The following is a 25,245-nucleotide window of genomic DNA, read 5'->3' on the forward strand; positions in this document are numbered from 1 at the left end:
GAAAGCGATTCCGCTTTTCAGGGTCATGTGAACGTCATATTGCGCTTCAAGCCGGCAGCCGCAAGCGCCGGCATGATTGGGTCAGGGGATGTCGAAGAGCAATAACGTCTACAAGGATGCCTACAACAGGTGTCTCCGGCTGCTCGACGAGACGCGCAGCCTGCCGTCGGAGCCTGAGCTGGGCGCGCTGCTCGGCGTCAGCCGCACGACCGTGCGCAGCATCCTGACGCGCATGGAAGAAACCGGGCTGATCGCCTGGAACAAGCGTGCCAAGACGGTGCTGCGCGATCCGCGTCCCGATGATTTCTTCCCCGAGGAAGAGACCGACACGCTGGCCGAGATCATCGAGCGGTCCTTCATGCGGCGGCTGCTCGCCAGCGGCGCCGAGGCCGGCATGCAGATCAACGAACTCGAACTGGCGCGCGAGATCGGCGTCGGCACCACCAGCGTGCGCGAGTTCCTGATCCGCTTCTCCCGCTTCGGCCTGATCGAGAAGCGCCGCAACAGCCATTGGGTGCTGAAGGGCTTTACACGGGCCTTTGCACTTGAACTGACCGAAATCCGCGAGATGTTCGAAATGCGCTCGGCCGCCGCCTTCGCGGCGCTGCCGCAGGACAGCCCGGTCTGGGCCGATCTCGATCGACTGGACGGGGAGCATCGTCTCCTGGCAAGCGAGATCGCGACGCGCTTCAACGAGTTCTCCGAGTTGGACGAGCGCTTCCACCGGCTCATCCATCGTGCCTCGCACAACCGCTTCATCGTCGATTTCTACGACGTCATCGCCATGATCTTCCACTACCACTACCAATGGAACAAGGCGCAGGAACGCGAGCGCAATGAAGTCGCGGTCGGCGAGCATCTTGCCTATATCGAGGCGCTCAAGTCGCGCGATCTCGGCAAGGTCGACGCCGCCTGCCGCAAGCACCTGAAGTCGGCGCGCCGGACATTGCTGACCTCGATCCCCGAAAGCCGGCCGCAAAAATCCTGATCGTGCCGTGTTGCCGCAGTCTGGATTTGGCGATTTTCGACCTTCTGTGAGCGTGATAGGTATCTCTCCAGATGGTTTGAACAGGCAAGTCGTTTGAAACAGGCAAGTCGTTTGAACAAGAAGGGGAGACGGTGGAGCATGCCGGTCGCGCTTGTCGCGGCCTATCTGCTGCTGCTCCAGTCGACGCTCGGCGCATTCGCCTTCGGCATCGGGCCGAACGCCGCGCAGTTCGATGCCTTCGGCAACGTCATCTGTACCCACGATGGCGCCACGCAGCTTCCTGGCGAGGACCAGCACCCATCTCATTTGCCGGCCTGCTGCACGCTTGGCTGCAGCATGTTTTCGTCCGTTCATGCGCCGCCGCCCGACACCGGCCTGGGGTTGGCAGGCCTGGCCTTCGAAGCGGTCGCTTTCGTCTTTCCGGCAAGCATTCATCTCGACTTTGCGCGCGAGCGCTCGCCGTCGAACCCGCGCGCGCCGCCGCCGGCGGCCTGAGCTTGTTCGCCCGGTGGAACCTTTCGCGGGCGCACCCATCCAAAGATCAAACTGTTCGCGGCCGGCAACGGCGCGATCGTCAATTCATGGAGCAACCATGTCTCATTCCCTCCACATCGCGGCGGACACCATGTTCGGCCGCGTCGTCTCGCGCTTGCGGGAAAAACTCGGCATTGCCGCACTGGCCTTCGGGCTTGTGCTCCTGGGCGCCCAGGCCGTCCTGGCGCACGAGTTCAAGGTCGGCGACCTCGAGATCGGACATCCCTGGTCGCGCGCCACGCCGGCCGGCGCCAAGGTGGCCGGCGGCTATTTCACCATCACCAACAAGGGCAGCGCACCAGACCGGCTGCTGTCGATTTCCTCCGACGTCTCTGAAAAAGCCGAGTTGCATGAGATGGGCGTCAAGGATGGCATCATGACCATGCGGCCGGTTGCCGGCGGCCTGGAGATTCCGGCCGGCGGCAAGGTGGCGCTGGCGCCCGGCGGCTATCACCTGATGTTCATCGGCCTGAAGCGGCAACCCAAGCAGGGTGAAAAATTCTCCGCCACGCTGACTTTCGAGAAGGCCGGCGTCGTCAGCGTCGAGTTCGCGGTCGAGGGCATGGGCGGCGGCATGGACGACCACGCCAATTGATCCTGCCAGTTCTACGATTTGAGATCAGAGGGACCATGATGAACAAGTATCTTTTGGCGGCCGGCGCACTTCTGGTGCTGGGGACGAATGCCGCCTTCGCGCACATTACGCTCGAAACCCAGGAAGCGGCCGTCGGCTCGACCTACAAGGCAGTCCTGCGCGTACCGCATGGTTGCGAGGGCAAGGCGACGACCGCCGTGCGCGTGCAGATTCCGGAAGGGGTGATCGCGGTGAAGCCGATGCCGAAGCCCGGCTGGACGCTGCAGACCAAGAAGGGCAAATACGAAAAGTCCTACCAGCTCTACGGACAGGCGGTGACCGATGGGGTCAAGGAACTCGACTGGAGCGGCGGCAGCCTGCCGGATGAATTCTACGACGAGTTCGTCTTCCGCGCGACGCTGACGGCGGATCTGCCCGTCGGCCAGAAACTCTACTTTCCGGTGGTGCAGGAATGCGACGGCGCCGCTGTCCGCTGGATCGAGATCCCGGCAGCGGGGCAGGATGAAGACGCGCTGGAGAATCCGGCGCCCGGCATCAAGCTGTTGCCGAAGAAATGATCTCCTGGCGGCGCACTCTGTCCGCAAAGTGCGCCGCCGGTTCGATGGCGGTGGCATGAGCGCGATATTTCCACTTCAAAGGACCGCAATGACCGGCAAGCGCGTCGGCTGGACCGCCGGCGGGCTGCTCGCCGTGGTCATGGCGCTTATCGTCATGGCCTCGACAAGTCAGGCTTTTGCCCATGCAGCGCTGATCAAGACCGATCCGGCCGATGGCGCCGTGCTGGCGCAGGCTCCGGCGCGGTTCTCGCTGACCTTCAGCGAGCCGGTCTCGCCACTGGTGCTGACCTTGGTGAAGCCCGACGGCACGCCGGCTCCGTTGACCGATTTCCGCCTCAGCGACCAGACTGTCGAGATCGACAATCCGCAGGCACTCAAATCCGGCACGCATGTGCTGAGCTGGCGTGTCATTTCCGCCGATGGCCATCCGGTCGGCGGCTCACTGCTGTTTTCGATCGGCGCGCCAAGCGAGCCGCCGGTCGTGTCGGAAGCGGTCGACTGGCCGCTGCGGTCGGCGATCTGGATCGGCAAGATATTCCTCTACACGGGCCTTTCCCTCGGTGTTGGCGGAGCCTTCGCGCTTGCCTGGCTGGCCGGTGAAGCACGGGCCGGTCAGCGCTTCGTCACGGCCGCGGTCCTGTGCGGGCTGGTGGCGGCGCCGCTTTCGCTGGGCTTTCAGGGTCTCGATGCGCTCGGGGCGCCGCTCTCCCACCTGGGGCAGCCGGTCATCTGGCGAACCGGGCTTGGCACCAGCTTCGGCTGGACGGTGCTGATCGCCCTGATCGCACTGGGGCTTGGCCTGCTTTCGCTGGCCGGACCGCGCGTGGTCGCCAGGCCATTCGCCCTTGCGGGCCTCGTCGGTGTCGGCGTTGCGCTTGCCGCCAGCGGCCATGCCACTGCGGCCGAACCGCAATGGCTGACGCGGCCGCTGGTGTTCCTGCACGGCGTCGGCATTGCCTTCTGGGCCGGCGCCCTTGTGCCGCTCGGCCTGGCGCTGAAGGGGTCGTCCGCACATGCGGCGCCCTTCCTGCGCCGGTTTTCGCGCCTGATCATGCCGGTGGTGGCGGTGCTTGCCGTGGCCGGCGTCGCACTGGCGGTCATTCAGGTGCAGACGCCCGTGGCGCTGGTCGACACCGCCTATGGTCGGCTGCTGCTGGTCAAGCTCGCGCTTCTGGTCTTTCTGTTCACGCTGGCCGCCGTCAACCGTTGGAGGCTCACCGCCGCGGCCGAAGCGGGATCGACGGAGGTGCAGCGCAGGCTCACCCGTTCGATCGGCGTCGAAATTCTGATCGTGCTGGCGATCTTCGGCGTTGCTGCGGGCTGGCGCTTCACGCCGCCGCCAAGGGCGCTCGCGATCGCGGCGGCGCAGCCGGTCTCGGTTCACATCCACGCGCTGCAGGCGATGGCCGATCTCAGCATCACCCCCGGCCATGCCGGACCGGTTGCCGCCTCGATGATCATCATGAGCGGCGATTTCGGGCCGCTCGATGCCAAGGAAGTGACGCTGGTCCTGTCGAAACCCGATTCCGGCATCGAGCCGCTGAAGCGAGCGGCGACCAAGCCCGGCGACGGCAGCTGGCGTGTCGACAACCTGGTCATTCCGGTTCCCGGCCGCTGGACGGTGCGCCTCGACATCCTGGTCTCGGATTTCGACATGGTGAAGATCGAGGCGCCGGTGGATATCAGGCCGTAGGGCCGAGCACCCCGACCGGAGCTCGGCGCAACACAATTCGGCGAGGCGGTTGACGCGACCCGCAAGGCCCGTCAATCATCGTTCGCAAAACGCGGTCTCAACAAAATCCGAAGGCAGGGAAGAACGATGGAAAAAGCGGAAATCGGCCTGATCGGCCTTGGTACGATGGGCTCCAACCTGGCGCTCAACATCGCCGAGCGCGGGCACCGCATCGCCGTCTTCAATCGCACAAGGGCGCGCACCGACGCTTTCGTCGAGAATGCCGGCGCGCTCAGGGATATGGTTGTTCCCTGCTACAGCCTGGAAGAGCTCGCCGCCGCGATCCGGCCGCCGCGCCCGATCATCATCATGGTGCTGGCCGGCAAGCCGGTCGACGAACAGATCGAAGCCTTGCGCGGCGTGCTGTCGGCCAACGACATCGTCATCGACGCGGGTAACGCCAATTTCCGTGACACGATGCGGCGCTTCTCCGAGCTTTCGGGCTCGGGCCTGACCTTCATCGGCATGGGTGTGTCGGGCGGCGAGGAGGGCGCGCGCCACGGGCCGTCTATCATGGTCGGCGGCACCGAAGATAGCTGGAAGCGTGTCGAGAAGGTGCTGACGGCGATCTCCGCCAAGTTCAAGAACGAGCCGTGTGCCGCCTGGCTCGGCACCGACGGCGCCGGGCATTTCGTCAAGACCATCCACAATGGCATCGAATATGCCGACATGCAGATGATCGCCGAGATCTACGGCATCCTGCGCGACGGCCTGGGCATGGGGCCGAAGGACATCGGCACGGTGTTTGAAACCTGGAACAACGGCCGGCTCAATTCCTACCTGATCGAGATCACCGCCAAGGTGCTGGCCGCCGACGATCCGAAGACCGGCAAGCCGGTGGTCGACATAATTCTCGACCGCGCCGGCCAGAAGGGCACCGGCAAATGGTCGGTCATCGAGGCGCAGCAGCTCGGCATTCCGGCGACCGCGATCGAGGCGGCGGTGGCGGCGCGCGTTTTGTCGTCGATCAAGGACGAGCGGCAGGCGGCGCAAAAGGCCTATGGCAACATCGGCGTGACGAAGATTTCCGGGGACAAGGATGCGCTGCTGAAAGACCTCGAACTGGCGCTATTCGCCGGCAAGATATCCGCCTACGCGCAAGGCTTCGCTGTGATGAGCGGCGCCTCGAAGGAGTTCAACTGGAACCTGCCGATGCCGACCATCGCCAAGATCTGGCGGGCCGGCTGCATCATCCGCTCGCAGATGCTGGATACGATGGCCGAGGCTTTCGGCAGCGGCGGCGCTTCGACCAATCTTTTGATGGCGCCGGCCTTCATCACCATGATGCAGGAGGCGCACCCGTCGCTGCGGCGGGCCGTGGCCAGGGCTTCCGAGGCCGGCTCGCCGGTGCCGGCGCTGGCTTCGGCGCTTGCCTATTTCGACAGCTACCGCCAGGGCCGCGGCACCTCCAACCTGATCCAGGCGCAGCGTGACTTCTTCGGCGCGCACGGCTTCGAACGCATCGGCGAACAGGGCGCGTTCCACGGCCCGTGGGGCAGCGGCGCGGCGGGTTAGTCGCCCGAACGTCTGTAGGCCAGGACTTCACCCGGCACGCTGAGCGACTGCAGCGTGCCGGGCGCGGCGCCGCCGATCCAGCCGAGCACGGAGCGGGCGAGCTCGGAGCCCGCCAGCCGGAAGTTCTCGTTGACGATCAGCAGTTCCGGCCGGAACAAATGCAAAAGGTCCGACGACTGCTTGGAGACGATGTCGACGTCACGACCGAGCTTGAGGCCGGCATCCTCGATGCCGGCGACGAGCGCGAGCGTCGCGGCGGCGGCGCTGCTGACGAAGCCGTCCGGCCTAACGTCGCGGCGCATCAACTGCGCGGTCCTCGTCCTGATCTGCTCGATCGACTGATCGATCGACACGGTGCTGAACGGGATCTCGCTGGCACCGACCTCGCTCAGTGCGTCGGCAAAGCCGTTGACGGTGTGGCTGTGATAGGTCAGCCCGACCGGAGGCGCAAGCAAAGCGAGCCTGCGGCGGCCAATGCCGGCCAGGCGCCGCACGGCTTCCACCGCGAAGGCGTAGTTGTCGAAATCATGATAGGGGTGAACCAGCCCCATCTCGGTGCGTCCATGCGTGGCAAAGGGAATGCCGTGTTCCAGCATGTAGCGCGCCCTGGCGTCGTTCGGCTGGGTGCGTGAAATGATGACGCCGTCGGCGGAACCGGTCTCGACCAGATAGCGTATGGGGTCGAGCGGATCCTGCGAGCGCGAATAAGGCGTGACGATCAGGTGGTAGGGCGTGTCGGCAATGACCTCAGAGACGCCGTATATGATGTCGGAGACAAAACTCATGATCTCCTGCTCGGTGTTGAGCACGAGGCTGATGACATTGGTCTTGCCCGTGCGCAGTCGCACACCGGCGCGGTTCGGCCGGTAGCCGATCTGCTTGGCGACCAACTGGACGCGGCGCCTGGTCTCGGCGCCGATCTCCGGAGCATCCTTCAAGGCGCGCGAGACGGTGGTGACGCCGAGCCCGGTCATGAAGGCAAGCGTCTTCAACGTCGGCCGCCCTTGCGCCGACGCCTCGTCATTCTTGTCCGTACGCCGTCTGTCCATTCGTCCCGCCCGTCAGGCGCATAGCAGCCGCAGGCTGGGTCGGCAATCGCCGTCATTGCGATACGATATGCGCTCCAGCCAGAATTGGCTCAATATACTGAAACGTTACAGATTGCCAATGTCGCCTCGCCGAGCGTGTCCGAGAGGTGATGGCGCCTTTTGCGAAACCCCTTGGGATTCCAGAGGAAAATGCCTTGATCACGGATTTTTGCCGGCTTTAATGCACTGTTTGGTGTTTTTGCGTCGCAGCGATCTATGCTGCGGTGCACATCGACACGGGTTTTCGACAGAATTTGTTCATGGCTCGAAAAAATGTCGAAGCCCGTTTGCTCAAGGGGTTGCGCCATTCGCGCAATTGCCGTATCGAAAATCTGTAACGTTTCAGATTCTGGGAGGAACCGAAATGCGATACAAACTTTTGACCGCCGCGCTGGCGGCAACGGCCGCTCTGCAGTTCGCCGGCCAAGCCGCCGCGACGGACCTGGAAGTCACTCATTGGTGGACCTCCGGCGGCGAGGCGGCGGCGGTCGCGGAACTCGCCAAGGCTTTCGACGCCACCGGCAACCATTGGGTCGATGGCGCCATTGCCGGCTCCGGCGGCACGGCGCGGCCAATCATGATCAGCCGCATCACCGGCGGCGATCCGATGGGCGCCACCCAGTTCAATCACGGCCGGCAAGCGGAAGAGTTGGTGCAGGCCGGCCTGATGCGCGACCTCACCGATGTCGCCACCAAGGGCAAATGGACCGAGGTCGTGCGGCCGAAGAGCCTGCTCGACAGCTGCACCATCGACGGCAAGATCTATTGCGTGCCCGTCAACATCCACTCCTGGCAGTGGCTGTGGCTGTCGAACGCCGCGTTCGAGAAAGCCGGCGTGCCGGTGCCGAAGAACTGGAATGAATATGTCGCCGCCGCTCCGGCGCTGGAGAAGGCAGGCATCGTACCGCTCGCAGTCGGCGGGCAGGCCTGGCAGTCGTCCGGCGCCTTCGACGTGCTGCTCGCGGCGGTCGGCGGCACCGACACCTTCCTCAAGGTCTACAAGGACAAGGACGCCAAGTTCGCCGCCGGTCCCGAGGTCGCCAAGGTGTTCAAGGCGGCCGACGATGCGCGCAAGATGGCCAAGAATACCAATGTGCAGGACTGGAACCAGGCCACCAACATGGTCATCACCGGCAAGGCCGGCGGCCAGATCATGGGCGACTGGGCGCAAGGTGAATTCCAGGTGGCCGGCAAGACCGCCGGCAAGGACTATACCTGCCTTCCCGGCCTCGGCCTGAATGAGGTCATCGCCACCGGTGGCGATGCCTTCTATTTCCCGCTGCTCAAGGATGCCGACAAGTCCAAGGCGCAGGAAGTGCTGGCCGAGACATTGCTCGATCCCAAGACCCAGGTCGCCTTCAATCTCAAGAAGGGCTCCCTGCCGGTGCGTGGCGACGTCGACCTCAACGCGGCCAACGACTGCATGAAGAAGGGCCTCGCCATCCTGGCCAAGGGCGCCGTCATGCCGTGGACAGACCAGCTGCTTTCGCAGGACAGCCAGAAGCAGAAGGAGGACCTGTTCTCCGAGTTCTTCGCCAAGCCCGAGATGACGCTCGAAGAGGCACAGAAGCGCTTCGCCGACATCATCGCGACGGCGGACTGATATCGCAGGCAAATTCCCTTCCTCCCGGCTTGGTGCAAAACCAAGCCGGGAGCCCGCCGCCCTTACCCGATCCAGCATGGCTGTACCGATGAGCAAGAGCGAACGCCCCATTCGACTGTTTCGCAACTTGAATGCGAAGATCGCCTCGATCCCGATGATCCTCACCGCGCTGGTGGTGTTCGTGGGCGGCACGGCGTGGACTGTGCTCTATTCCTTCACCAATTCGAAGCTGCTGCCGCGGCTGAATTTCGTCGGCCTCGACCAATATCACCGGTTGTGGGCGACTCCGCGCTGGCTGATTTCGATCGAGAACCTTCTTATCTATGGCGTGATCTCGCTGGTGTTCTCGCTGGTGATCGGCTTCATTTTGGCCGCTCTGCTCGACCAGAAGATCCGTTTCGAGGACACGTTCCGCACGATCTTCCTCTATCCCTTCGCTCTCTCCTTCATCGTCACCGGTCTTGTATGGCAATGGCTGCTCAATCCGGATTTCGGTATCCAGGGCGTGATACGAGGCCTTGGCTGGACAAGCTTCAATTTCGATCCGCTCTACAATTCCAGCATCGTCATCTACGGCATATCCATCGCCGCGCTGTGGCAAGGCACCGGGCTGATCATGTGCCTGATGCTGGCCGGCCTGCGCGGCATCGACGAGGACATCTGGAAGGCGGCGCGGGTCGACGGGATACCGATGTGGAAGACCTATCTGTTCATCATCATCCCGATGATGCGACCGGTCTTCATCACCACCCTGGTCATCATCGCATCGGGCATCGTCAAGGTCTACGACCTGGTCGTCGCCCAGACCAGCGGCGGGCCTGGCATCGCGTCGGAAGTGCCGGCAAAGTATGTCTACGACTACATGTTCTTCGCCCAGAACCTCGGCCAGGGTTTTGCCGCCTCGACCATGATGCTGCTCTCGGTGATGATCGTCATCGTGCCTTGGGCCTATCTCGAATTCGGAGGCAGGAAGCGTGTCTGATCATGCCGTTTCCCTGTCCGCACCGCCCGGCACCATTCGAGCCGATGCCTCGGAACCCAATGGGCCGAAGCCGCGTCACATGTTCTCGCGCCGCAACATCTTCCTCTATGGCACGCTCATCCTGGTGGCGCTCTACTACCTCTTGCCGCTCTATGTGATGATCGTCACCTCGCTCAAGGGCATGCCGGAAATCCGCCTCGGCAACATCTTCTCGCCGCCGCTCGAGATCACCTTCGAGCCATGGGTCAAGGCGTGGTCGACGGCTTGCACCGGGCTCAATTGCGACGGGCTTTCGCGCGGCTTCTGGAACTCGGTTCGCATCACCGTGCCCTCGGTGATCCTGTCGATCGCGATAGCCTCCGTAAACGGCTATGCGCTGGCCAACTGGCGCTTCAAGGGCGCCGACACGTTCTTCATCATCCTCATCGTCGGTGCGTTCATTCCCTATCAGGTGATGATCTATCCGATCGTCATCATCCTGCGCGAGATCGGGCTCTATGGCAGCCTCAGCGGCCTGGTCATCGTCCATTCCATTTTCGGCATGCCGATCCTGACGCTTCTGTTCCGAAACTATTTCACCTCCATGCCGGAGGAACTGTTCCGGGCGGCGCGTGTCGATGGTGCCGGCTTCTGGGGCATCTACCTACGCATCATGGTGCCGATGTCGCTGCCGATCTTCGTCGTCGCCGTCATCCTGCAGGTGACCGGCATCTGGAACGACTTCCTGTTCGGCGTCGTCTACACCCGCCCCGACACCTATCCGATGACGGTGCAGCTCAACAATATCGTCAACTCGGTGCAAGGCGTGAAGGAATACAACGTCAATATGGCGGCTACGATCCTGACCGGGCTGGTCCCGCTCGTCATCTACTTCATTTCCGGCAGGCTTTTCGTGCGTGGCATTGCCGCCGGCGCGGTGAAAGGGTGATGATGGCAGAAATCGAAAATCCCAGCGTATCGATCCAGAACCTGTCGCTGAATTACGGCGCGGTGTCGGTTCTGCAGACGCTCAATCTCGATATCGCCGATGGCGAGTTCATCGTGCTGCTGGGCCCCTCCGGATGCGGCAAGTCGACCTTGCTCAACTGCATTGCCGGCCTGCTCGACATCTCGAAGGGCCGCATCTTCATCAAGGGCAAGAACGTCACCTGGGAAGAGCCCAAGGACCGTGGCATCGGCATGGTGTTCCAGTCCTACGCGCTCTATCCGCAAATGACGGTGGAGAAGAACCTGTCCTTCGGCCTGCGTGTCGCGGGCCTGCCCAGAGGCGAGATCGCCAAACGCATCGCGCGCGCCGCCGAGATCCTGCAGATCGAGCCGCTGCTGCAGCGCAAGCCCTCGGCGCTTTCCGGCGGCCAACGCCAGCGGGTAGCGATCGGGCGGGCGCTGGTGCGCGATGTCGACGTTTTCCTGTTCGACGAGCCGCTGTCCAACCTCGATGCCAAACTGCGCTCGGAACTGCGCGTCGAGATCAAGCTTTTGCATCGCAGGCTGCAGAACACCATGATCTACGTCACCCACGACCAGATCGAGGCAATGACCCTGGCCGACCGGATCGCGGTGATGAAGGGCGGTGTCATCCAGCAGCTCGATGCGCCGCAGACCATCTACAACCGCCCGGTCAATCGCTTCGTGGCGGGCTTCCTCGGTTCGCCGGCGATGAATTTCGTCGAGGGGCGGCTGGAGAAGCGCGGTGACGGCTGGTTCTTTGTGGCCGAAGATCTCAATATTCCACTCGGCACCTATCAGTTCGACGGGCAACCGGAAGCCGGCCCAGCGGTGTTCGGCATCAGGCCTGAGCATGTCAGTCTGAACAGCGGCACGGGCTGGCCGTTCTCGACAGCGGCCAATGTCGAGGTGGTCGAACCGATGGGCTCCGACACGCTGGTGTGGCTGAAGCTTGCCGAGCAGAAATTCAGCGTCCGGGTCACATCGGAACGCACGCCCAAGAACGACGAGGCGGTGACGGTGGGCTTCGACCCGATGCGAGCCTCGCTATTCAACGCCGAAACCGGCAGCCGCATCTAACGCCCGAATAACCATCTCCCAAGCAAAACAAGCAAAACGGACAAAGACGATGAACTGGTCATTCCAACTTTACAGCGCCCGCAATTTCCAGCCCTGGGAAGGCGTGCTCGAGACACTCGGCAAGCTCGGCTACACACAGGTCGAAGGCTTTGGCGGTGTCTATGACGATCCCAAGGCCTTCCGTGCCGAACTCGACAAGAACGGACTTGCCATGCCGACCGGGCATTTTTCCATCGATGCGCTGGAGAACGACTTCGGCGGCGTGCGCAAGATCGCCGATGCGTTCGGCATCAAGCTCTTGATCTGCCCCTATCTGATGGCCGAGGACAGGCCGTCCGACGGCGCCGGCTGGCGCGGCTTCGGCGAGCGCCTGGCCAAGGTCGGCGAGGTGGCGTCGAAGGCCGGCTACGGCTTTGCGTGGCACAACCATGATTTCGAGTTCAAGGCACTGGCCGACGGCTCGGTGCCGCAGGATCACATCCTTTCTTCCGCTCCTGATGTCGGCTGGGAGATGGACCTTGCCTGGGTGGTGCGCGGCGGCGCCGATCCGTTGCCCTGGATCGAAAAGCACGGCAAGCGCATCGTCGCCGTGCATGTGAAGGACATCGCCAAGCCGGGCGAGGGGCTGGACGAGGATGGCTGGTCGGATGTCGGCCACGGCACGATCGACTGGGCTGGCCTGATCAAGGTGCTGCGGGCCAAGAGCGCGGCAACATACTTCGTCATGGAACAGGACAATCCCAATGACGTCGAGCGCTTTGCCCGCCGCTCGATCGCAACCGTCAAGACGTACTAGGAACAATCATAATGGCAAAGAAATTGGGTATTGGCGTCATTGGCTGCGGCAACATCTCGAAGGCGTATTTTTCGCTGGCGCCGCTGTTTCGCGGCATCGAGATGCGCGCATGCGCCGACATAAACATGGATGTGGCCAAGGCGCGGGCGAAGGAGTTCAAGCTGCGCGCCGAGACCGTCGAGAACCTGCTCAAGGCCGATGACATCGACATTGTCGTCAACCTGACGATACCGGCCGTGCACTATGAGGTGTCGAAACAGGTGCTCGATGCCGGCAAGCACGTCTATTCGGAAAAGCCGTTCGTGCTGTCGCTTAAAGAGGGCCTGGACCTCAAGGCGCGGGCGGAAAAAAAGGGGCTGCGCATCGGCTCGGCACCCGACACTTTCCTCGGCGGCGCGCACCAGTTGGTGCGTGAACTGATCGACGGGGGAAAGCTTGGCAAGATCACCAGCGGCACCTGCCACGTCATGGGCCATGGCATGGAGCATTGGCACCCCAATCCGGATTTCTTCTTCCAGCCGGGTGCGGGGCCGGTGCTCGATATCGGGCCGTACTATATCACCAATCTGATCCAGTTGATCGGACCGGTGAAGCAGGTGGCGGCCTTCGCGATAACCCCGGCCAAGGAACGGACGATCAGCTCAAAGCCGCGCGCGGGCGAAAAAATCCCGGTCAATACGCCGACCACCATCCATGGCCTGCTGGAGTTCGAGAATGGCGCCGTGGTGACGCTGAACACCAGCTGGGACGTCTGGGCTCACGGCCACGCGCCGATGGAACTCTATGGCGAAGCGGGGACTGTGTTCGTACCGGATCCGAACTTTTTCGGCGGCGAGGTGCGCTTTACCGCCGAGGGCAAGCCGGTCAAGAAGCTGCCGAAGTGGAAGCATCCACTTGGCATTCCGAACGAAATGCACGGCCAGGGCCTGATGGCCAATTACCGCACCGCCGGCCTTGCCGACATGGCGTTGGCAATCGCCGAAGGGCGGCCGCATCGCTGCTCGATGGAACTGGCGCTGCATGCCGTCGATGTCATGACCGGCATGTTGCGCTCCGGCGAGACCGGCAAATTCGTCGCCATGCAGACCGCTTGTGAGCGGCCGGCCGCTCTTGGCGTCAAGGCAGCCAAGGAGTTGCTGGCGAAGACAAAGTAGGTGCAGGATTATCGATAATTTTGATTTACCCCCTCTCCCCGTTCGGCCGGGGAGAGCGTAAGGAGGGGGCGCGGGCACTGTTATCAGGCGACGATGACCGTGCTCCCTCCGTTCAAATTCGAGGATTCCCGTCATGCCCTACATCCCTGCCGAAAACCGCTATGAGAAAATGATCTACAACCGTTGCGGACGGTCCGGCCTCAAGCTGCCGGCGATCTCACTCGGGCTGTGGCACAATTTCGGCAATGACACGCCGCACAGGACCAAGCAGGCGATCGCCCGCAAGGCCTTCGATCTCGGCATCACCCATTTCGACCTCGCCAACAACTATGGCCCGCCGCCCGGCTCGGCCGAGACCGCTTTCGGCGAAATCCTGCGCACCGATTTCGCCGGTTATCGCGACGAGCTGATCATCTCGACCAAAGCCGGTTATGAAATGTGGGCCGGTCCCTACGGTGAATGGGGCGGGCGCAAATACATGCTGGCGAGCCTTGACCAGAGCCTGAAGCGGATGGGGCTCGACTATGTCGATATCTTCTATTCACATCGCTTCGATCCCGACACGCCGCTGGAAGAAACCATGGGTGCACTCGACCATGCGGTGCGTTCGGGCAAGGCGCTCTATGCCGGGATCTCGTCCTACAATTCGCAGCGCACCCGCGAAGCCGCCGACATATTGCGGCAGCTCGGCACGCCATGCGTCATCCACCAGCCGAGTTATTCGATGCTCAACCGCTGGGTCGAGGATGACGGCCTGCTCGACACGCTCGATGGGCTCGGCGTCGGCTCCATCGTGTTCTCGCCGCTGGCGCAAGGCATGCTGACCGACAAATATCTTGGCGGCATCCCCGAGGGCAGCCGCGCCTCCCAGGGCAAGTCGCTGAAGACAGCCTTCATCAACGACCGCACCATCGCCAACATCAAGGCGCTCAACGCGATCGCCGGCAAACGCGGCCAGACGTTGGCGCAGATGGCGCTCGCCTGGGTGCTGCGCAGGGGCAAGGTGACATCGGCGTTGATCGGCGCCAGCCGGCCGGAGCAGGTCGAGGACTGTGTCGGGGCGCTCAAGGTGCTCGACTTCAGCGATGCCGAATTGGCCGAGATCGATACTTACGCGCGTGAGTCCGACATCAACCTGTGGGCGGCCTCCGCCGAGCGCAAAGGACCGCCGAGGAAGTAAGCGCGCGCATGAAGCCGGCAATAAAATGGCGGGAGCCTCGCCGCCATTTTATGCGCGCTATCGCTGCGTCAGGGTGCTTTCGGCTTCTGGGCCGTGCCTAGCCCCGCCTTGGGTTTTTCCGGCGCCGGCGTCGAGGTCTTCATCTTGGCTTCGATCCAGCCGGTGTAGTTGGCCAGCCGCGTGTAGATGCCGTAGGCATCCTTATGGCCGCAGGCTGCACTTCCGTCCGCCGGGCCTTCACCCCAGCTGACGACGCCAACCTGGACCGGGCCGTCGGCGCCGACCATGAACAGCGGGCCGCCGCTGTCGCCATTGCAGGCGTCACGCACGCCGCTGGTCGTGCCGGCGCAGATCATGTTGCCAGTCAGCGGATCCGTCATGTCGGCGGCGATCGCGTTCGCGGCGGCGTCGATACCCTTTTCCGAATAGCGCATGCGATGGGACAGATCGCCAAGTGCAGCCTTCAGGTCATGCGCATAGATGGCCTTGATGCCGGTGTTGCAGGCGCTGTTGGGTTGCAAGTCGAGGTCGGCGACCATCAGCGTGGTCGGAAATGTCCCGTCCTGCATCTTGCCCCAGCCGGTGACCGTGGTCTTGCCGGCCTCGGGGGTCGCGTCATGGGTGACCTTGATGGCCGGCGCATCGGCCGGCTCGGCAAGCCGGAGCAGTCCGAGGTCGTTGTCGAGCGTCTGCTCGCTGTAGCCCTCGTTGACGATGACTTCAGCCACCTTGTGGCGCTTGCCTTCGCTGAGCTCGGTGGCGCCGGTCAGCACGGTAACGGAGCCAGGTGAGATCGGCTGGCCGTTATCGTTGAGACAGTGTGCCGCCGTCAGCACCCATTGCGGCGCGATCAGGCTGCCGCCGCAGAACTGTGCGTTGGCCTGCGAGGCCGGGTTCTCGTCCAGCCTCTCGGTGGTGAGCAACGCGACCTGGAACGGATAGGCGCCCTTCTCGGCCTGGTTGCCGCCGTAGACCCGGTCGGCGCCGTCCGGGTTCTCCGCCGCGGCCTTTGCCCTGGCATCGGTCACGCGCTTCATCGGCGAGACAGCCGCTTCGGGTCTTGCGTTGCCTTCGCCCGCCTGGCCGGTGTTGATGAATGTGACGGCAGCGGCGACGCCAAGCAGCGAAGCGGCAACGATCGACCCGAACCGATTTGTGATGTGCACCTGAACCCCTCCTAAGACAACTTCCCGCGCGGACCGGCGCCGGGCATTGTGCAAAGAGGCGGTGCCGGTTCGGACATCCGATCACTTGCCGCATTCAATCGGCGCGCGATCGGTCACAAAACCGAATCCCACTTTTGCTAACCGTGCCCGCGAGCAGAACCCGCACAAAATCCTATAGCCCCCCACGGGCTACGTGGAAGCGATTTATCATTGCCAATCTAGGATTATTTTAGGCAGTATATCGGGTAGGGTCATTTTGGCGGGGGCTTTTGATTGACCATGGCAAATAACGATCCGGCCTGCGCGCCGATAGGCTTGCTGATTTTTCGACGCCACCACGATCTCGACAATATTTCTGTATTTTGATCCAGTCCTTGCTGACTTTTGGGAGAGTCTCACCATGACAAAACTGACAAACGCTATGATTGCGTCCGTATTGCTGTCCACTGCAATATGGACGGTCCCCGCTTTCGCCGCCGACCCCGGCTCAGCCAGTGCCGGCAACGGCGAAAGCATGCGGGACGTGACTTCGGGCGATTTCACGCCTGGGCGGGCAAAGCCGATCGCACCGCCCAAGCTGACCGATGAAGACAGCCGCGCCGCGCCGCTCGCCGACGAGGCAACGGCTGTCAAATCCTATGGCATCGTCGGGCGTTCCGCCGATGGCAAGGAGATCAAGATCGAGCCAAGCGAGGCGCTGCGGGAGCTTATCATCAAGCAACTGAACGCGCCGGCGGATGGCGCGGACGGGGCCCAGCGCGAGACCGATGATCCGGACCTTGGCGAAGGCGAAGCCGGGCGGCAGGTTTTCGGCCCCGACGATCGGGTGCAGGTCAAGAACACCAAGACCTATCCGTTCTCGGCGATCGGCTATCTCGAAGCCAAGTCGAAGACCGGCTTCGGCAGCTGCTCGGCAACGCTGATCGGTCCGCGAACCGTTCTCACCGCGGCGCACTGCCTCTACAGCCATGAGGACAAGGACTGGTTGGCGGACTATCTGTTCGTGCCGGGCCTCAACGGCAGCACGGCAGACGACGCGCCGTTCGGCGCCTTCGCTTATGAAAGCGCCTATGTGCTGCAGGGCTTCATCGACAATTACCAGGGCTATTATGGTTCGGTCATCCCGTGGGATCTCGGCATCGTCACGCTGAAGCAGGATGTCGGCACCAATTTGGGCTGGCTGGGCTATGCCAATTATGACGATCTCGGCGACTTCACCGCCAACCTCGTCGGCTATCCCGGCGACAAGCCGATGGGCACGATGTGGAAGGCAAGCTGCGAAGTGCATGCCGAAAACATCGGTCCGGAATATTTCCAGTATGACTGCGATACGTTCCCGGGGTCGAGCGGCAGCTCGGTCTATGCCTATGACAACAACTCCAAGCAGCGCATCATCACCGGCGTCAACGTGGCGGAAAGTCCCGACGCGAACACCGCCGTGCGTCTGAACGCCGCCAACATCCAGTGGATCAACAGCCTGTATAAATAATCGCTGCACATTCACGACACGGGAAAAGGCGGCGGGTCGATCTCGCCGCCTTTTTCCTGGGTCGATGCGGCTTCGCTTGCACGGGGCCGGGTCGCCGACTACGCTTCGATCGGACAAGGGGTTGGGGCGTCCAGGGGGCTCAAGGGATGGCGCGGGCAAGGGCAGTGTTCGGGGTCGCGGCCGCATCGATGCTGGGCGCGCTGATGCTTTCACCGGCTTTCGCCGATCCGGCCGCCGCGCCTGCCGACGGCGCCTGGGCGGAACGGGTACAAATCCTCTATCAGGCCGATACCCGTTCGGTGTTGCGCAGGGCAGTGCGCGTTTGGGATTTCCATCCGGAGAAGAACCTCGATTTCGTCTGGGAGCCGGCTGCAGGCCAATCGCCGGATCGGACGATCGCCGAGGACGGCACCGTCAATGGCAAGGGCAGGCTGGTTTGGCGGGTGCGAGGCTCGGCGAGCTACGATCCCAAGACCATCTATTCCAGCTATCTCGGTGATGTCAGGAACGGCCGGCCCGACGGGCAAGGCCGGCTCGAACTGCGATCGGGCGAGGTTTTCGAAGGGCATTGGCTCGCCGGGAAGCTCAACGGCAAGGGCATGCATATCGACGCCGACGGCAACCGCTACGAGGGCCGGTTCGTCGACGGCATTGCGAATGGCGAGGGTCAACTGTCGTCAACGACCGGGGAGATTTTTGCTGGCTCGTTTGTCGACGGACTGAAAAACGGCAGGGGCCGGACCCGGCTCGCCGGGGGCACGGTCTACGCGTCGCAATGGGTGATGGGCAAGGAGGTCGGCGGGTCGCGCCCCGACGTTCTGGCCGACGCCAGGGTGGGCGGCCTCATTAAGGCGCAGGCCGGTGGCGGTGACGCCGACAAGGTCGAGATCGGTGTCGCGGTCGATCAGCGCATGACCCAGCAGTCCGACATGCAGTACCAGCACCTTGTACGCGACGAGGACATTGCGATCTATCCGCAGGCAGATGAGGACAATGACAGCTGGAACGGCAGCGGGCAGATCACGACCAGCAATGTCTTTGGCAGCAAGGACTGGGACGATGCGCCGGCCTTCGCCGAGGTCGACCTCAAGACGACAGGCAAATCCAAAGTCAAGCTCGACAGCCTGGAAATGAAAGTCGCGTCGAGCGATGCCTACCGCAAGCCGATGCTGTCGATATCGGAGCATTTCGGCTGTGTCGGCTTCCGGCCGGATTTCTCGATTATCAACAATGGCTGGGGCGATGCCAAGGACATGAAGATGTCGATCCAGTTCACAGCGGTGAACGAAGATGGCGACCCAACCGGCCAGCCAAGCCGCATGTTCACCAAGGACATCGGCGGTTTCGGCGAAGGTGTCGACGTGTCGGTCAAGAGTGTGCTCGCCGAGGCTGGCGTCGATACGGCGAGCCTCGAGATCGGACGCTTTCCCTGTCCTTCGGTCGACAGTCTCAATGTCTGCCGCAGCCAACTGACCAACAAGATCAAGTTCGGCGAGGTCGCCGACTATCTCGGCAACATGCAACAGGCGATGACGCTGAATGCTATCGGCAAGTTCGATTATTCCTGGGCGGATGACGAAGGTCACGTCCACCAGCAGAGCGAGCCGTTCCGCACCTCCGTGACCATGGCGGTTTTCGAGACTCCGGAATCGATGGCCGAATGTGGCGATGGCGGCGGCGGTACGCCGGAGGCGATGCGCTACCAGAATATCGAGTTTCCGATCGGCAAGCATGACTACACGATCGCCATGCCGGTGCGTGGCAACAAGAGCATCAGCGCTTACACGGCGCGGCTGAAGATGTGGTCGTCGATGTCGTCGATCCACAGCTTCAGCATCGCGGCGCATTTCGCCGATGGCAGCGTGCGCGAGAGCAAGCCGGTGACCTTCTTCTATTTCAAGCCGAAGCGGTCGCTGTTCGAGACCAAGACCGAGCCGGCGGCGTGCTATCTGCCGCGCGATATGGTCGGCTGCGGCTAAGATATGTCGATATTCAGGTGGGGCCGGCCTGACCTGAATCTCAACATAGCTTAATCGGGCAGGTGCTATTTCCTGCCCATCTCGAAATAATTCGGCAGCGGAATGAGCCTGGTGAAGATCGTGCCCTGGGCGAAGACGCGCAGTTCCAGCATCGATCCCGACGAGCGTTGCGCGCTCTGGTCGAACAGGAAGTTGCCGAGCGAATAAACCTCGGCGACATCGCCGCCGGCCAGCGGCACGATCGCCTCGCTCGACACATGCGGATGGCCGCCGACGATGGCCGACACGCCGCGCAGGCGCATCTCGTCGGCCAGCATGTCTTCGCGCGGCGACGGCTCGGTTTTGTACTCGCGGCCCCAGTGGACGAAGGCGACCACCGGCCGCTTTGCATTCTCATGCAGCAGCCGGTCGAGCAGGGCAGGGGTGAGCAGGTCGGTGTTCTTCGAGCCGTTGGTGTCGATATCGGTCAGGCCGACAAGATCGAGATCGGCGAGCGCCAGCGTTTCGCCCTGGCCGACATGAGGGATGCCGGCTTCGTCCAGGGCGCGCAGCGTCTCGGCATAGCCTGACGGGCCGAGATCGTAGGCGTGGTTGTTGGCGAGGCTGACAGCGGCGACATTGAGCCGCTTCATCATGTCGAGGGCGAGACCTCCCGGCATCGCCAGCGTCATGTCGTCGATCGCTTCCGGAACGTTGGGCAGGATGACGCCTTCGAGATTGACGATCAGCGGCCGCGATCCAGTCAGCGAAAGGACGCTGTCGACGACGCGGTCGGCGATGCCGTCACGGACCAAAATCTTCTTCATGGCGCGGCCGAAATTCACGTCGCCGGCAAGATAGTAGATCCTGTCCTTTGGCCGTGCCGGGTTGTTGAAGCCGGGGCCGAACGCGCCGAACAGCGCCACCACGTAGCTGGTGGTCCGCTCGACATAATCCGACGTGTGCTCCTGCGAATTCTCGTTGGCGATAACCAGCGGCTGGGCGCCGAACAATTCGCGCTGCAGCCTGGTCTGGATGTAGAGCGCACCGACGGAATCGGCGTGATCGGGCTGGCGCAGCGCCGCTATGCCGTCGAGCGAGCCGGCGGCCAGCATGTTCAGGGACTGCTGGTCGAAACGCCTGGAGTCGTGCTGCGGCAGGTAATGCGAAAAGTCGGTGGATTCGACGATCAGCGTGTCCTGGTCGACGATGGCTTTGAGCGCCTCCGCCAGCCGGTCCCAATCGCCACGCTTCGCCTTCACCGACATCGCTATCGGAACGATGCTCGCCTCGGGGAAATAATGGTGCAGGAAAGGCAGCATGGCCTGCACGCCATGTTCCTTGTCGAACAGGCAGGATTCCTCGACCATGTCGCTGTTTGCCTCCAGCCGGCGCACCGCCTCAGCGTCGGCTGCAACCGAGCCAAGCACGGTGTCGAAGCCGCGCACGGAGGTGGCGTAGAGCTTGTGCGTTTTGTGGAAGTGGTCCGGCGACAGGATGACGATGCGCTTGTAGCGGAAGCCGGAGGCTGCCCTGAAACCGAGCGCCACCAGATCGGCGGCGAGCAGATGATGCGGCACAGTGATGCCGGTCAGCCGCTGGTTGGATGGCTGGACATTGGCGACGTTGGCGATGGCATTTTTGAACAGTGTGGCGTCGTCATAGAAGGGCGGAAAGTTTTCGGCGCCGGGCGGGCAGACGACTGGTGCGGCGAAGGCGGGGAGGGGGAGCAGGGCTAGGAGCACGATTACGAAGATCGGCCTCATGGTTCAGCCAACACGATATTCTCCACGCCGCCGACATAATAGAACGGCTTCTGCTTCGACGCGGTCAGCCGCACCACCTCGCGCGAAATGAAATCGGCGAGGCCGAACAGCGTGACGCCGCCGTCCGACGTCCTCGCCTTGCCGCGCAGGCCCTCGAGGATCGAATAGGTGAAGACGCCATGGCCGAGTTCGGGCAGTTCGGCGGCGGTGTTGTTGGCGGCGGTGGCCGAGAACACGACGATGCGCGCATCCTGCGCGTCCTTCTCCAGGCGCGGGTTGAAGGCATTGGCAGCGTGACAGGTGTCGAGCAGCATGAAGCGCATGCCCTTGGCCCGTTCGACCGATTTCTGGATGTCGGACCAATCGACCAGCGAGGAGCGCTTCCAGCGCTCGGCATCCTGTTTGCGCCCGTCGGTCGGGATGAAATAATAGTCCTCGTCGATGTTGATGCCGTGGCCGGCAACGAAGATGATGGTGGTGTCGTGCTCGCCAGGCCTGTCGAGGAAATCGGCGAGCTGGTCGTCGATCGTGTCCGAATCGGGCTCCATGATGTTGTCGGCGCTGGCGACCGCATAGGCCTGCTTGGCTTTGTCGGGGGCTTCGTCGAGCGCTTCGCGGTTGACCAAAACCAGCGTCTCCATGGACGAGAACAGCGGCGCCGATTTCTGCGCAATGACCTTGAGGAATTCGGTGGCGTCATCGACGGGGTAGCGCAGGTCGCAGGCGTGGCCGGAGCAGGCGTCGGCCAGGAACGGATATTTGTCGACGCCGATCACCGCGACATAGAGCTTGCCCTTGGCTCCGGCCTTCTCGGTCTTCCTCGCCAGCGCCGTGACGCTGCGCTCGGTCAGATAGCCATATTCGTTGGTGCCGGTGATGCGGATAGTGTTTTTTCCGTCCTCGACCGGTATCTCGACGATGGTGCTGTTGCCGTCCACCGAGCGCGCGGTGAGGTCCCCGACATTGCGGCTGTTCGACAGGATCGAGAAGCCGGAGACATCGGTTCCGGCCTCCCTGGCGCCAGTGATCTCGACGGCGACATAGCCGTCGCGGACCTTGCTCTGGTCTTCGGCGAGGCGGATACCGAATTCCGGCGGCTTGCGCTGCAAAAGCTTTTGCAGCTCGTTATCGACGCCCGGCCGCATCTCCTCGACCGCCTGTCTGGCGCTGCGCAGGATGATGGCGCGGCGCACCATTTCGGGGCTCCAGAGGTATTTCTTCAACTGGCCGGCGCGGATGAAACGGCCTTCGTGGTCGCGGCCCTGGTTGACCTGCCAGCCGATCAGCTTGTCGCCCTCGTCGGAGGAGTAGTAATAGCCCTGCGGCATCCAGGCAATCCATTGCGAGCCGGCAAAGAACATCGACACGATCAGTTCGTGGGTCTTCAGGTTCCACAGCCTGAGCGTCTGGTCGGCGCTGCCGGTGACCAGCAGGCCGGCCTTCTGCGAAGCGACCATGGCGTTGATTTCGCCGGTGTGGCCGGTGAACTCGCCGGAGACCCTGGCGGTCGCGGCCTTGTATTCCAGCAGCGTGCCGTCATTGCCGCCGGTGATCAGGCCAAGCCCGTCATCGATCAGGGTAAAGGCGGAATGGACAAAGCCGTCGGTGGCATCGTTTTCGATCGAGCGCACAGCCTTGCCGTCATGGACGATCTCCAGCACCGCATTTTCCAGCGCGTCCTTGCCACCCGTGGCGGCACTTAGCGACCACTGGCCGTCGGCCAGCACGGCGCGGGCAAACGAGCCCGGTTCCGTCAGCGGCTGCGGAGCATCGAAAAACCGTTCGGTTGTGGGCAATATCAGCGTGTTGCTCAACGTGCCCTGCTTTTCCGGGCAGGCCACGCGATCGGGGCAGGGGTTGGCGTTGCCCCAGGCGATGACGCCGTTCACCGCATCGATGCCGACTGATGTCACCGGCTCGCCCAAGCCCTGCAGCAATGCCTTGTGTTCGCCCGTGGCCGGATCCCAGACCTGGATGGCGTTGCGCGTGCCGCCGGCGGTCGCCACCAGCGAGCCGTCTGCGTTGGCGGCGCTGGCGTAGACGGTGCCGTCATGACCGGAGTAGTCGAGCAGCTTCTGGCCGTTGTCGGTGTTCCAGACGGTGGAACGATGCTTGTCGGCGCAGCGATAGCCGCAGGAGACGACCAGCCGCGAACCCTTGGCGAAGGTCAGCGAACCGATCAGGAAATCCTGCTTCGGCATGGTGCGCGCCAGCGTGCCGTCGGCCGCGCGCCAGAGCTGGACCTGTCCGTCCTTGCTGCCGGTGGCAAACAGGCTGCCGTCCAGCGAGGCGGCCAGCGCCTGGACGCTGATGTCCCTCAATTGTTCCGCCTCGGCCGGCAAGGCGATCTCCTCGCCCTTGGCGACATCCCAGAGCCGGATGCCATTGTCGGTGGTGGCCGCCGCCAGGCGCGTTCCCTCGGCGGCGAAGGCCAGCTTGTCGATGTGCCAGGAATCGGCGTCGAGCTTCTTGTCCAGCGTCCAGCCGGTCACCGATGTATCGTCGGGCCGCCAGAGATAGACCATGCCGTCGCCACCACCGGCAGCCAGGGTCTTGCCGTCGGGGGAGAAGGCGAGATCATAGGTCGCGTAGTCGGCGGCCTTGAGCACGGCCTTCATCTTACCGGTGGCAAAGTCGAACAGCCTGACGTCGCCATAAGGCGGCTTGTCGCCGAGGCTGGCGCCGAAGTAGCCGCCGGCGGCGATCGTCTTGCCATCCGGCGAAACCGCGACCGCGAAGATCTTGCCATCGCTGCCATTGCCGAGATAGCCGCGGATGGTGCGCAGCGTCACGCCGCTGTGCCAGTCCCAGATGCGGATGGTCTTGTCGTCGGACGCCGAGACGATGTCTTCGCCGTCGGGCGTGAAGGCAAGGTCGGTGACTTGGGCGCTGTGCCCGCCAGTGTCGAGGTCAAGATGGAAGTCGGGAGCATCCTCGGCGCGGGCGACCGAGACAGAGACCAGGGCTCCAGCCACAGCCAGCCAGCGGCAGGCGCGCGTAAGGTTAGAACCCGCTTTTCCCTTCGTCATTTGGCTTCGGCAGTGGGCTGCCCATTGCGCACATAGGCTTCGATGGCCGTGGCGAAAGTCGGCGAACCCGCCTTGCGCTGCTTGTCGACATAGCCGGCAAAGTAACTCCAGAACGAGACGGCATAATCGTGGAAATAGGCATCGGTCACTTTGCGCGAACACAGGTCGCCGTCGACGCAGAAGGACAGGCGGTTGAGGAAATAGACGATGCGGTCGAAATTCTCGTTGAAATCGGCAAGCGGCATGTCACCCCCCGAAGCGCTCATCGCCTCGATGCCGATGCGCTGCCGGAACACCTGCTCCTCGGTCGGCGAGGGATTTGCACTGAGCAGATTGTCGTATTTGGCGTTGAGGGCAGCGAGACGATCCTTCAGCGCCCGCTGCGCCTGCTGGTAGTCCTTGGTTTCCCAGAGTTCGACCAGCGACATGGTCTGTTCGACGCGCTTCTGCTCCTGGTTGGCCAGGAACTGGTAGACCGAGAACGCCAAAGTGAAGATGATGGCAAAGCGCACCAGCATTCCCGACCAGGCATAAACCAGCATGCGCCAGTCGCGGTCGGTGAACGGATTGCTCTCCTTCTTGATCTCATGGCTGCTCGGCCAGGGGAAACCTTCGGTGGTTTCAGGCAGCGTCTGCGTCGCCGCCGTCGCCTTGGTGGTCGCGGCCACCTGTATCTGCTTTGTCGTGCCCCCCGGCTTTTTCATTTGCAGTTGTCCAATTCGATGGTGGCGGAGGGATCGAGCACCACGCCCGGCGCTTCAAGCTGCTTTTTCAGACATGCCAGCTGCGGGCGCGAAACCATGAACTGCACGTCGGGCTCCGCCGGCGCCTTGCTCGGCGAGGGCAACGCTTCGACCACGCCGCGCGAGGCGCAACTCGAGAGATCGACCACGACCGCGTCACTGCTGGTTTTGGCGAACTGGTCGTATTGATCGAGGAAGCAGGTTGCCAGTTCCGAATTGATGACCACCTGCTTGGCACAGAGGCCGCAAGTGTCCTGCGCCGAGGCATTGGCGATCATGAACAGGCCACCGGCAAGTCCGGCAACCGCTCCACGCCAGGAAAAAACACTGTTCCTCAAGACC

General features: G+C 63.0%; 22 protein-coding genes. 15 read left to right on the plus strand and 7 right to left on the minus strand.

Annotation, left to right across the window (positions count from 1 at the left end; translation table 11 throughout):
* Positions 1-88: 88 nt before the first annotated feature.
* The 6 genes from X743_RS164680 to gndA all read left to right on the plus strand — a co-directional run bounded on the left by X743_RS164680 (position 89) and on the right by gndA (position 5,921).
* Entirely contained in the window at positions 89-988 is a 900-nt protein-coding gene (locus X743_RS164680; RefSeq protein ID WP_023763993.1) for a GntR family transcriptional regulator, read from the plus strand.
* 138 nt (positions 989-1,126) lie between these two features.
* Complete coding sequence (locus X743_RS164675) at positions 1,127-1,483, plus strand: DUF2946 family protein (protein WP_023763994.1); 357 nt, start codon at positions 1,127-1,129, stop codon at positions 1,481-1,483.
* Between the two features lie 97 nt (positions 1,484-1,580).
* Entirely contained in the window at positions 1,581-2,117 is a 537-nt protein-coding gene (locus X743_RS164670) for a copper chaperone PCu(A)C (protein WP_023763995.1), read from the plus strand.
* A gap of 38 nt (positions 2,118-2,155) precedes the next feature.
* Complete coding sequence (locus tag X743_RS164665) at positions 2,156-2,674, plus strand: YcnI family protein (RefSeq protein WP_023763996.1); 519 nt, start codon at positions 2,156-2,158, stop codon at positions 2,672-2,674.
* Positions 2,675-2,762: 88 nt separating this feature from the next.
* Positions 2,763-4,367 carry a copper resistance CopC/CopD family protein gene (locus X743_RS164660; protein ID WP_198028408.1) on the plus strand — a complete coding sequence of 535 codons (1,605 nt, stop codon included), beginning with the start codon at positions 2,763-2,765 and terminating at the stop codon, positions 4,365-4,367.
* Positions 4,368-4,493: 126 nt separating this feature from the next.
* Complete coding sequence (gene gndA / locus X743_RS164655; protein WP_023763998.1) at positions 4,494-5,921, plus strand: NADP-dependent phosphogluconate dehydrogenase; 1,428 nt, start codon at positions 4,494-4,496, stop codon at positions 5,919-5,921.
* Here the strand turns inward: gndA and X743_RS164650 are convergent.
* Entirely contained in the window at positions 5,918-6,970 is a 1,053-nt protein-coding gene (locus X743_RS164650) for a LacI family transcriptional regulator (RefSeq protein WP_023763999.1), read from the minus strand. The genes gndA and X743_RS164650 overlap by 4 nt on opposite strands.
* Positions 6,971-7,059: 89 nt before the next feature.
* Complete coding sequence (locus tag X743_RS1000000171905; RefSeq protein WP_156934380.1) at positions 7,060-7,317, minus strand: hypothetical protein; 258 nt, start codon at positions 7,315-7,317, stop codon at positions 7,060-7,062.
* A gap of 56 nt (positions 7,318-7,373) precedes the next feature.
* Here X743_RS1000000171905 and X743_RS164645 point away from each other — a divergent pair, with 56 nt between their 5' ends.
* From X743_RS164645 to mgrA, 7 genes are all read left to right on the plus strand, one after another.
* Positions 7,374-8,612: an ABC transporter substrate-binding protein gene (locus tag X743_RS164645; RefSeq protein WP_023764000.1), complete on the plus strand. Its 1,239-nt coding sequence runs from the start codon at positions 7,374-7,376 to the stop codon at positions 8,610-8,612.
* A gap of 88 nt (positions 8,613-8,700) precedes the next feature.
* The gene (locus X743_RS164640) at positions 8,701-9,594 is read left to right on the plus strand and encodes a sugar ABC transporter permease (RefSeq protein WP_023764001.1); all 894 of its coding nucleotides are present in this window, start codon (positions 8,701-8,703) and stop codon (positions 9,592-9,594) included.
* A gap of 34 nt (positions 9,595-9,628) precedes the next feature.
* Positions 9,629-10,522, plus strand: coding sequence for a carbohydrate ABC transporter permease (locus tag X743_RS164635; protein ID WP_224687468.1), 894 nt, complete (start codon positions 9,629-9,631; stop codon positions 10,520-10,522).
* Between the two features lie 2 nt (positions 10,523-10,524).
* Positions 10,525-11,622, plus strand: coding sequence for a sn-glycerol-3-phosphate ABC transporter ATP-binding protein UgpC (gene ugpC / locus X743_RS164630; RefSeq protein WP_023764003.1), 1,098 nt, complete (start codon positions 10,525-10,527; stop codon positions 11,620-11,622).
* A 49-nt stretch (positions 11,623-11,671) separates the two neighbouring features.
* Positions 11,672-12,418 (plus strand): sugar phosphate isomerase/epimerase, encoded by a 747-nt coding sequence (locus X743_RS164625; protein WP_023764004.1) that lies wholly within the window; start codon positions 11,672-11,674, stop codon positions 12,416-12,418.
* Positions 12,419-12,429: 11 nt separating this feature from the next.
* Positions 12,430-13,572 carry a Gfo/Idh/MocA family oxidoreductase gene (locus X743_RS164620; RefSeq protein ID WP_023764005.1) on the plus strand — a complete coding sequence of 381 codons (1,143 nt, stop codon included), beginning with the start codon at positions 12,430-12,432 and terminating at the stop codon, positions 13,570-13,572.
* A gap of 133 nt (positions 13,573-13,705) precedes the next feature.
* Positions 13,706-14,752, plus strand: a complete 1,047-nt coding sequence (gene mgrA / locus X743_RS164615) for an L-glyceraldehyde 3-phosphate reductase (RefSeq protein ID WP_023764006.1) — start codon at positions 13,706-13,708, stop codon at positions 14,750-14,752.
* 68 nt (positions 14,753-14,820) lie between these two features.
* Here mgrA and X743_RS164610 read toward each other — a convergent pair whose 3' ends face one another.
* Entirely contained in the window at positions 14,821-15,918 is a 1,098-nt protein-coding gene (locus X743_RS164610) for a trypsin-like serine protease (protein WP_023764007.1), read from the minus strand.
* A gap of 400 nt (positions 15,919-16,318) precedes the next feature.
* On the opposite strand from X743_RS164610, the gene X743_RS164605 reads away from it, so the two are divergent.
* Both X743_RS164605 and X743_RS164600 read left to right on the plus strand, forming a co-directional pair.
* Complete coding sequence (locus X743_RS164605; protein WP_023764008.1) at positions 16,319-17,407, plus strand: serine protease; 1,089 nt, start codon at positions 16,319-16,321, stop codon at positions 17,405-17,407.
* Between the two features lie 146 nt (positions 17,408-17,553).
* Positions 17,554-19,386: a hypothetical protein gene (locus tag X743_RS164600; RefSeq protein ID WP_023764009.1), complete on the plus strand. Its 1,833-nt coding sequence runs from the start codon at positions 17,554-17,556 to the stop codon at positions 19,384-19,386.
* Between the two features lie 65 nt (positions 19,387-19,451).
* On the opposite strand, the gene amrB is transcribed toward X743_RS164600, so the two are convergent.
* From amrB to X743_RS164580, 4 genes are read right to left on the minus strand one after another with little or no spacing between them, the layout of a single operon-like run.
* On the minus strand, positions 19,452-21,131 hold the full coding sequence (amrB, locus tag X743_RS164595; RefSeq protein WP_023764010.1) for an AmmeMemoRadiSam system protein B: 1,680 nt from the start codon (positions 21,129-21,131) through the stop codon (positions 19,452-19,454).
* Positions 21,128-24,160 carry a caspase family protein gene (locus tag X743_RS164590; protein ID WP_023764011.1) on the minus strand — a complete coding sequence of 1,011 codons (3,033 nt, stop codon included), beginning with the start codon at positions 24,158-24,160 and terminating at the stop codon, positions 21,128-21,130. The genes amrB and X743_RS164590 overlap by 4 nt, the downstream gene beginning before the upstream one ends.
* A complete protein-coding gene (locus tag X743_RS164585) occupies positions 24,157-24,864 on the minus strand; it encodes a hypothetical protein (protein WP_023764012.1) in 708 nt (235 codons plus the stop codon). Before X743_RS164585 ends, X743_RS164590 begins: the two co-directional genes overlap by 4 nt.
* Complete coding sequence (locus X743_RS164580; protein WP_013892960.1) at positions 24,861-25,181, minus strand: hypothetical protein; 321 nt, start codon at positions 25,179-25,181, stop codon at positions 24,861-24,863. Before X743_RS164580 ends, X743_RS164585 begins: the two co-directional genes overlap by 4 nt.
* Positions 25,182-25,245: the final 64 nt, after the last annotated feature.

Origin of the sequence: Mesorhizobium sp. LNHC232B00 (genome assembly GCF_000502435.1) — a bacterium.
Classification (GTDB): Bacteria; Pseudomonadota; Alphaproteobacteria; order Rhizobiales; family Rhizobiaceae; genus Mesorhizobium; species Mesorhizobium opportunistum.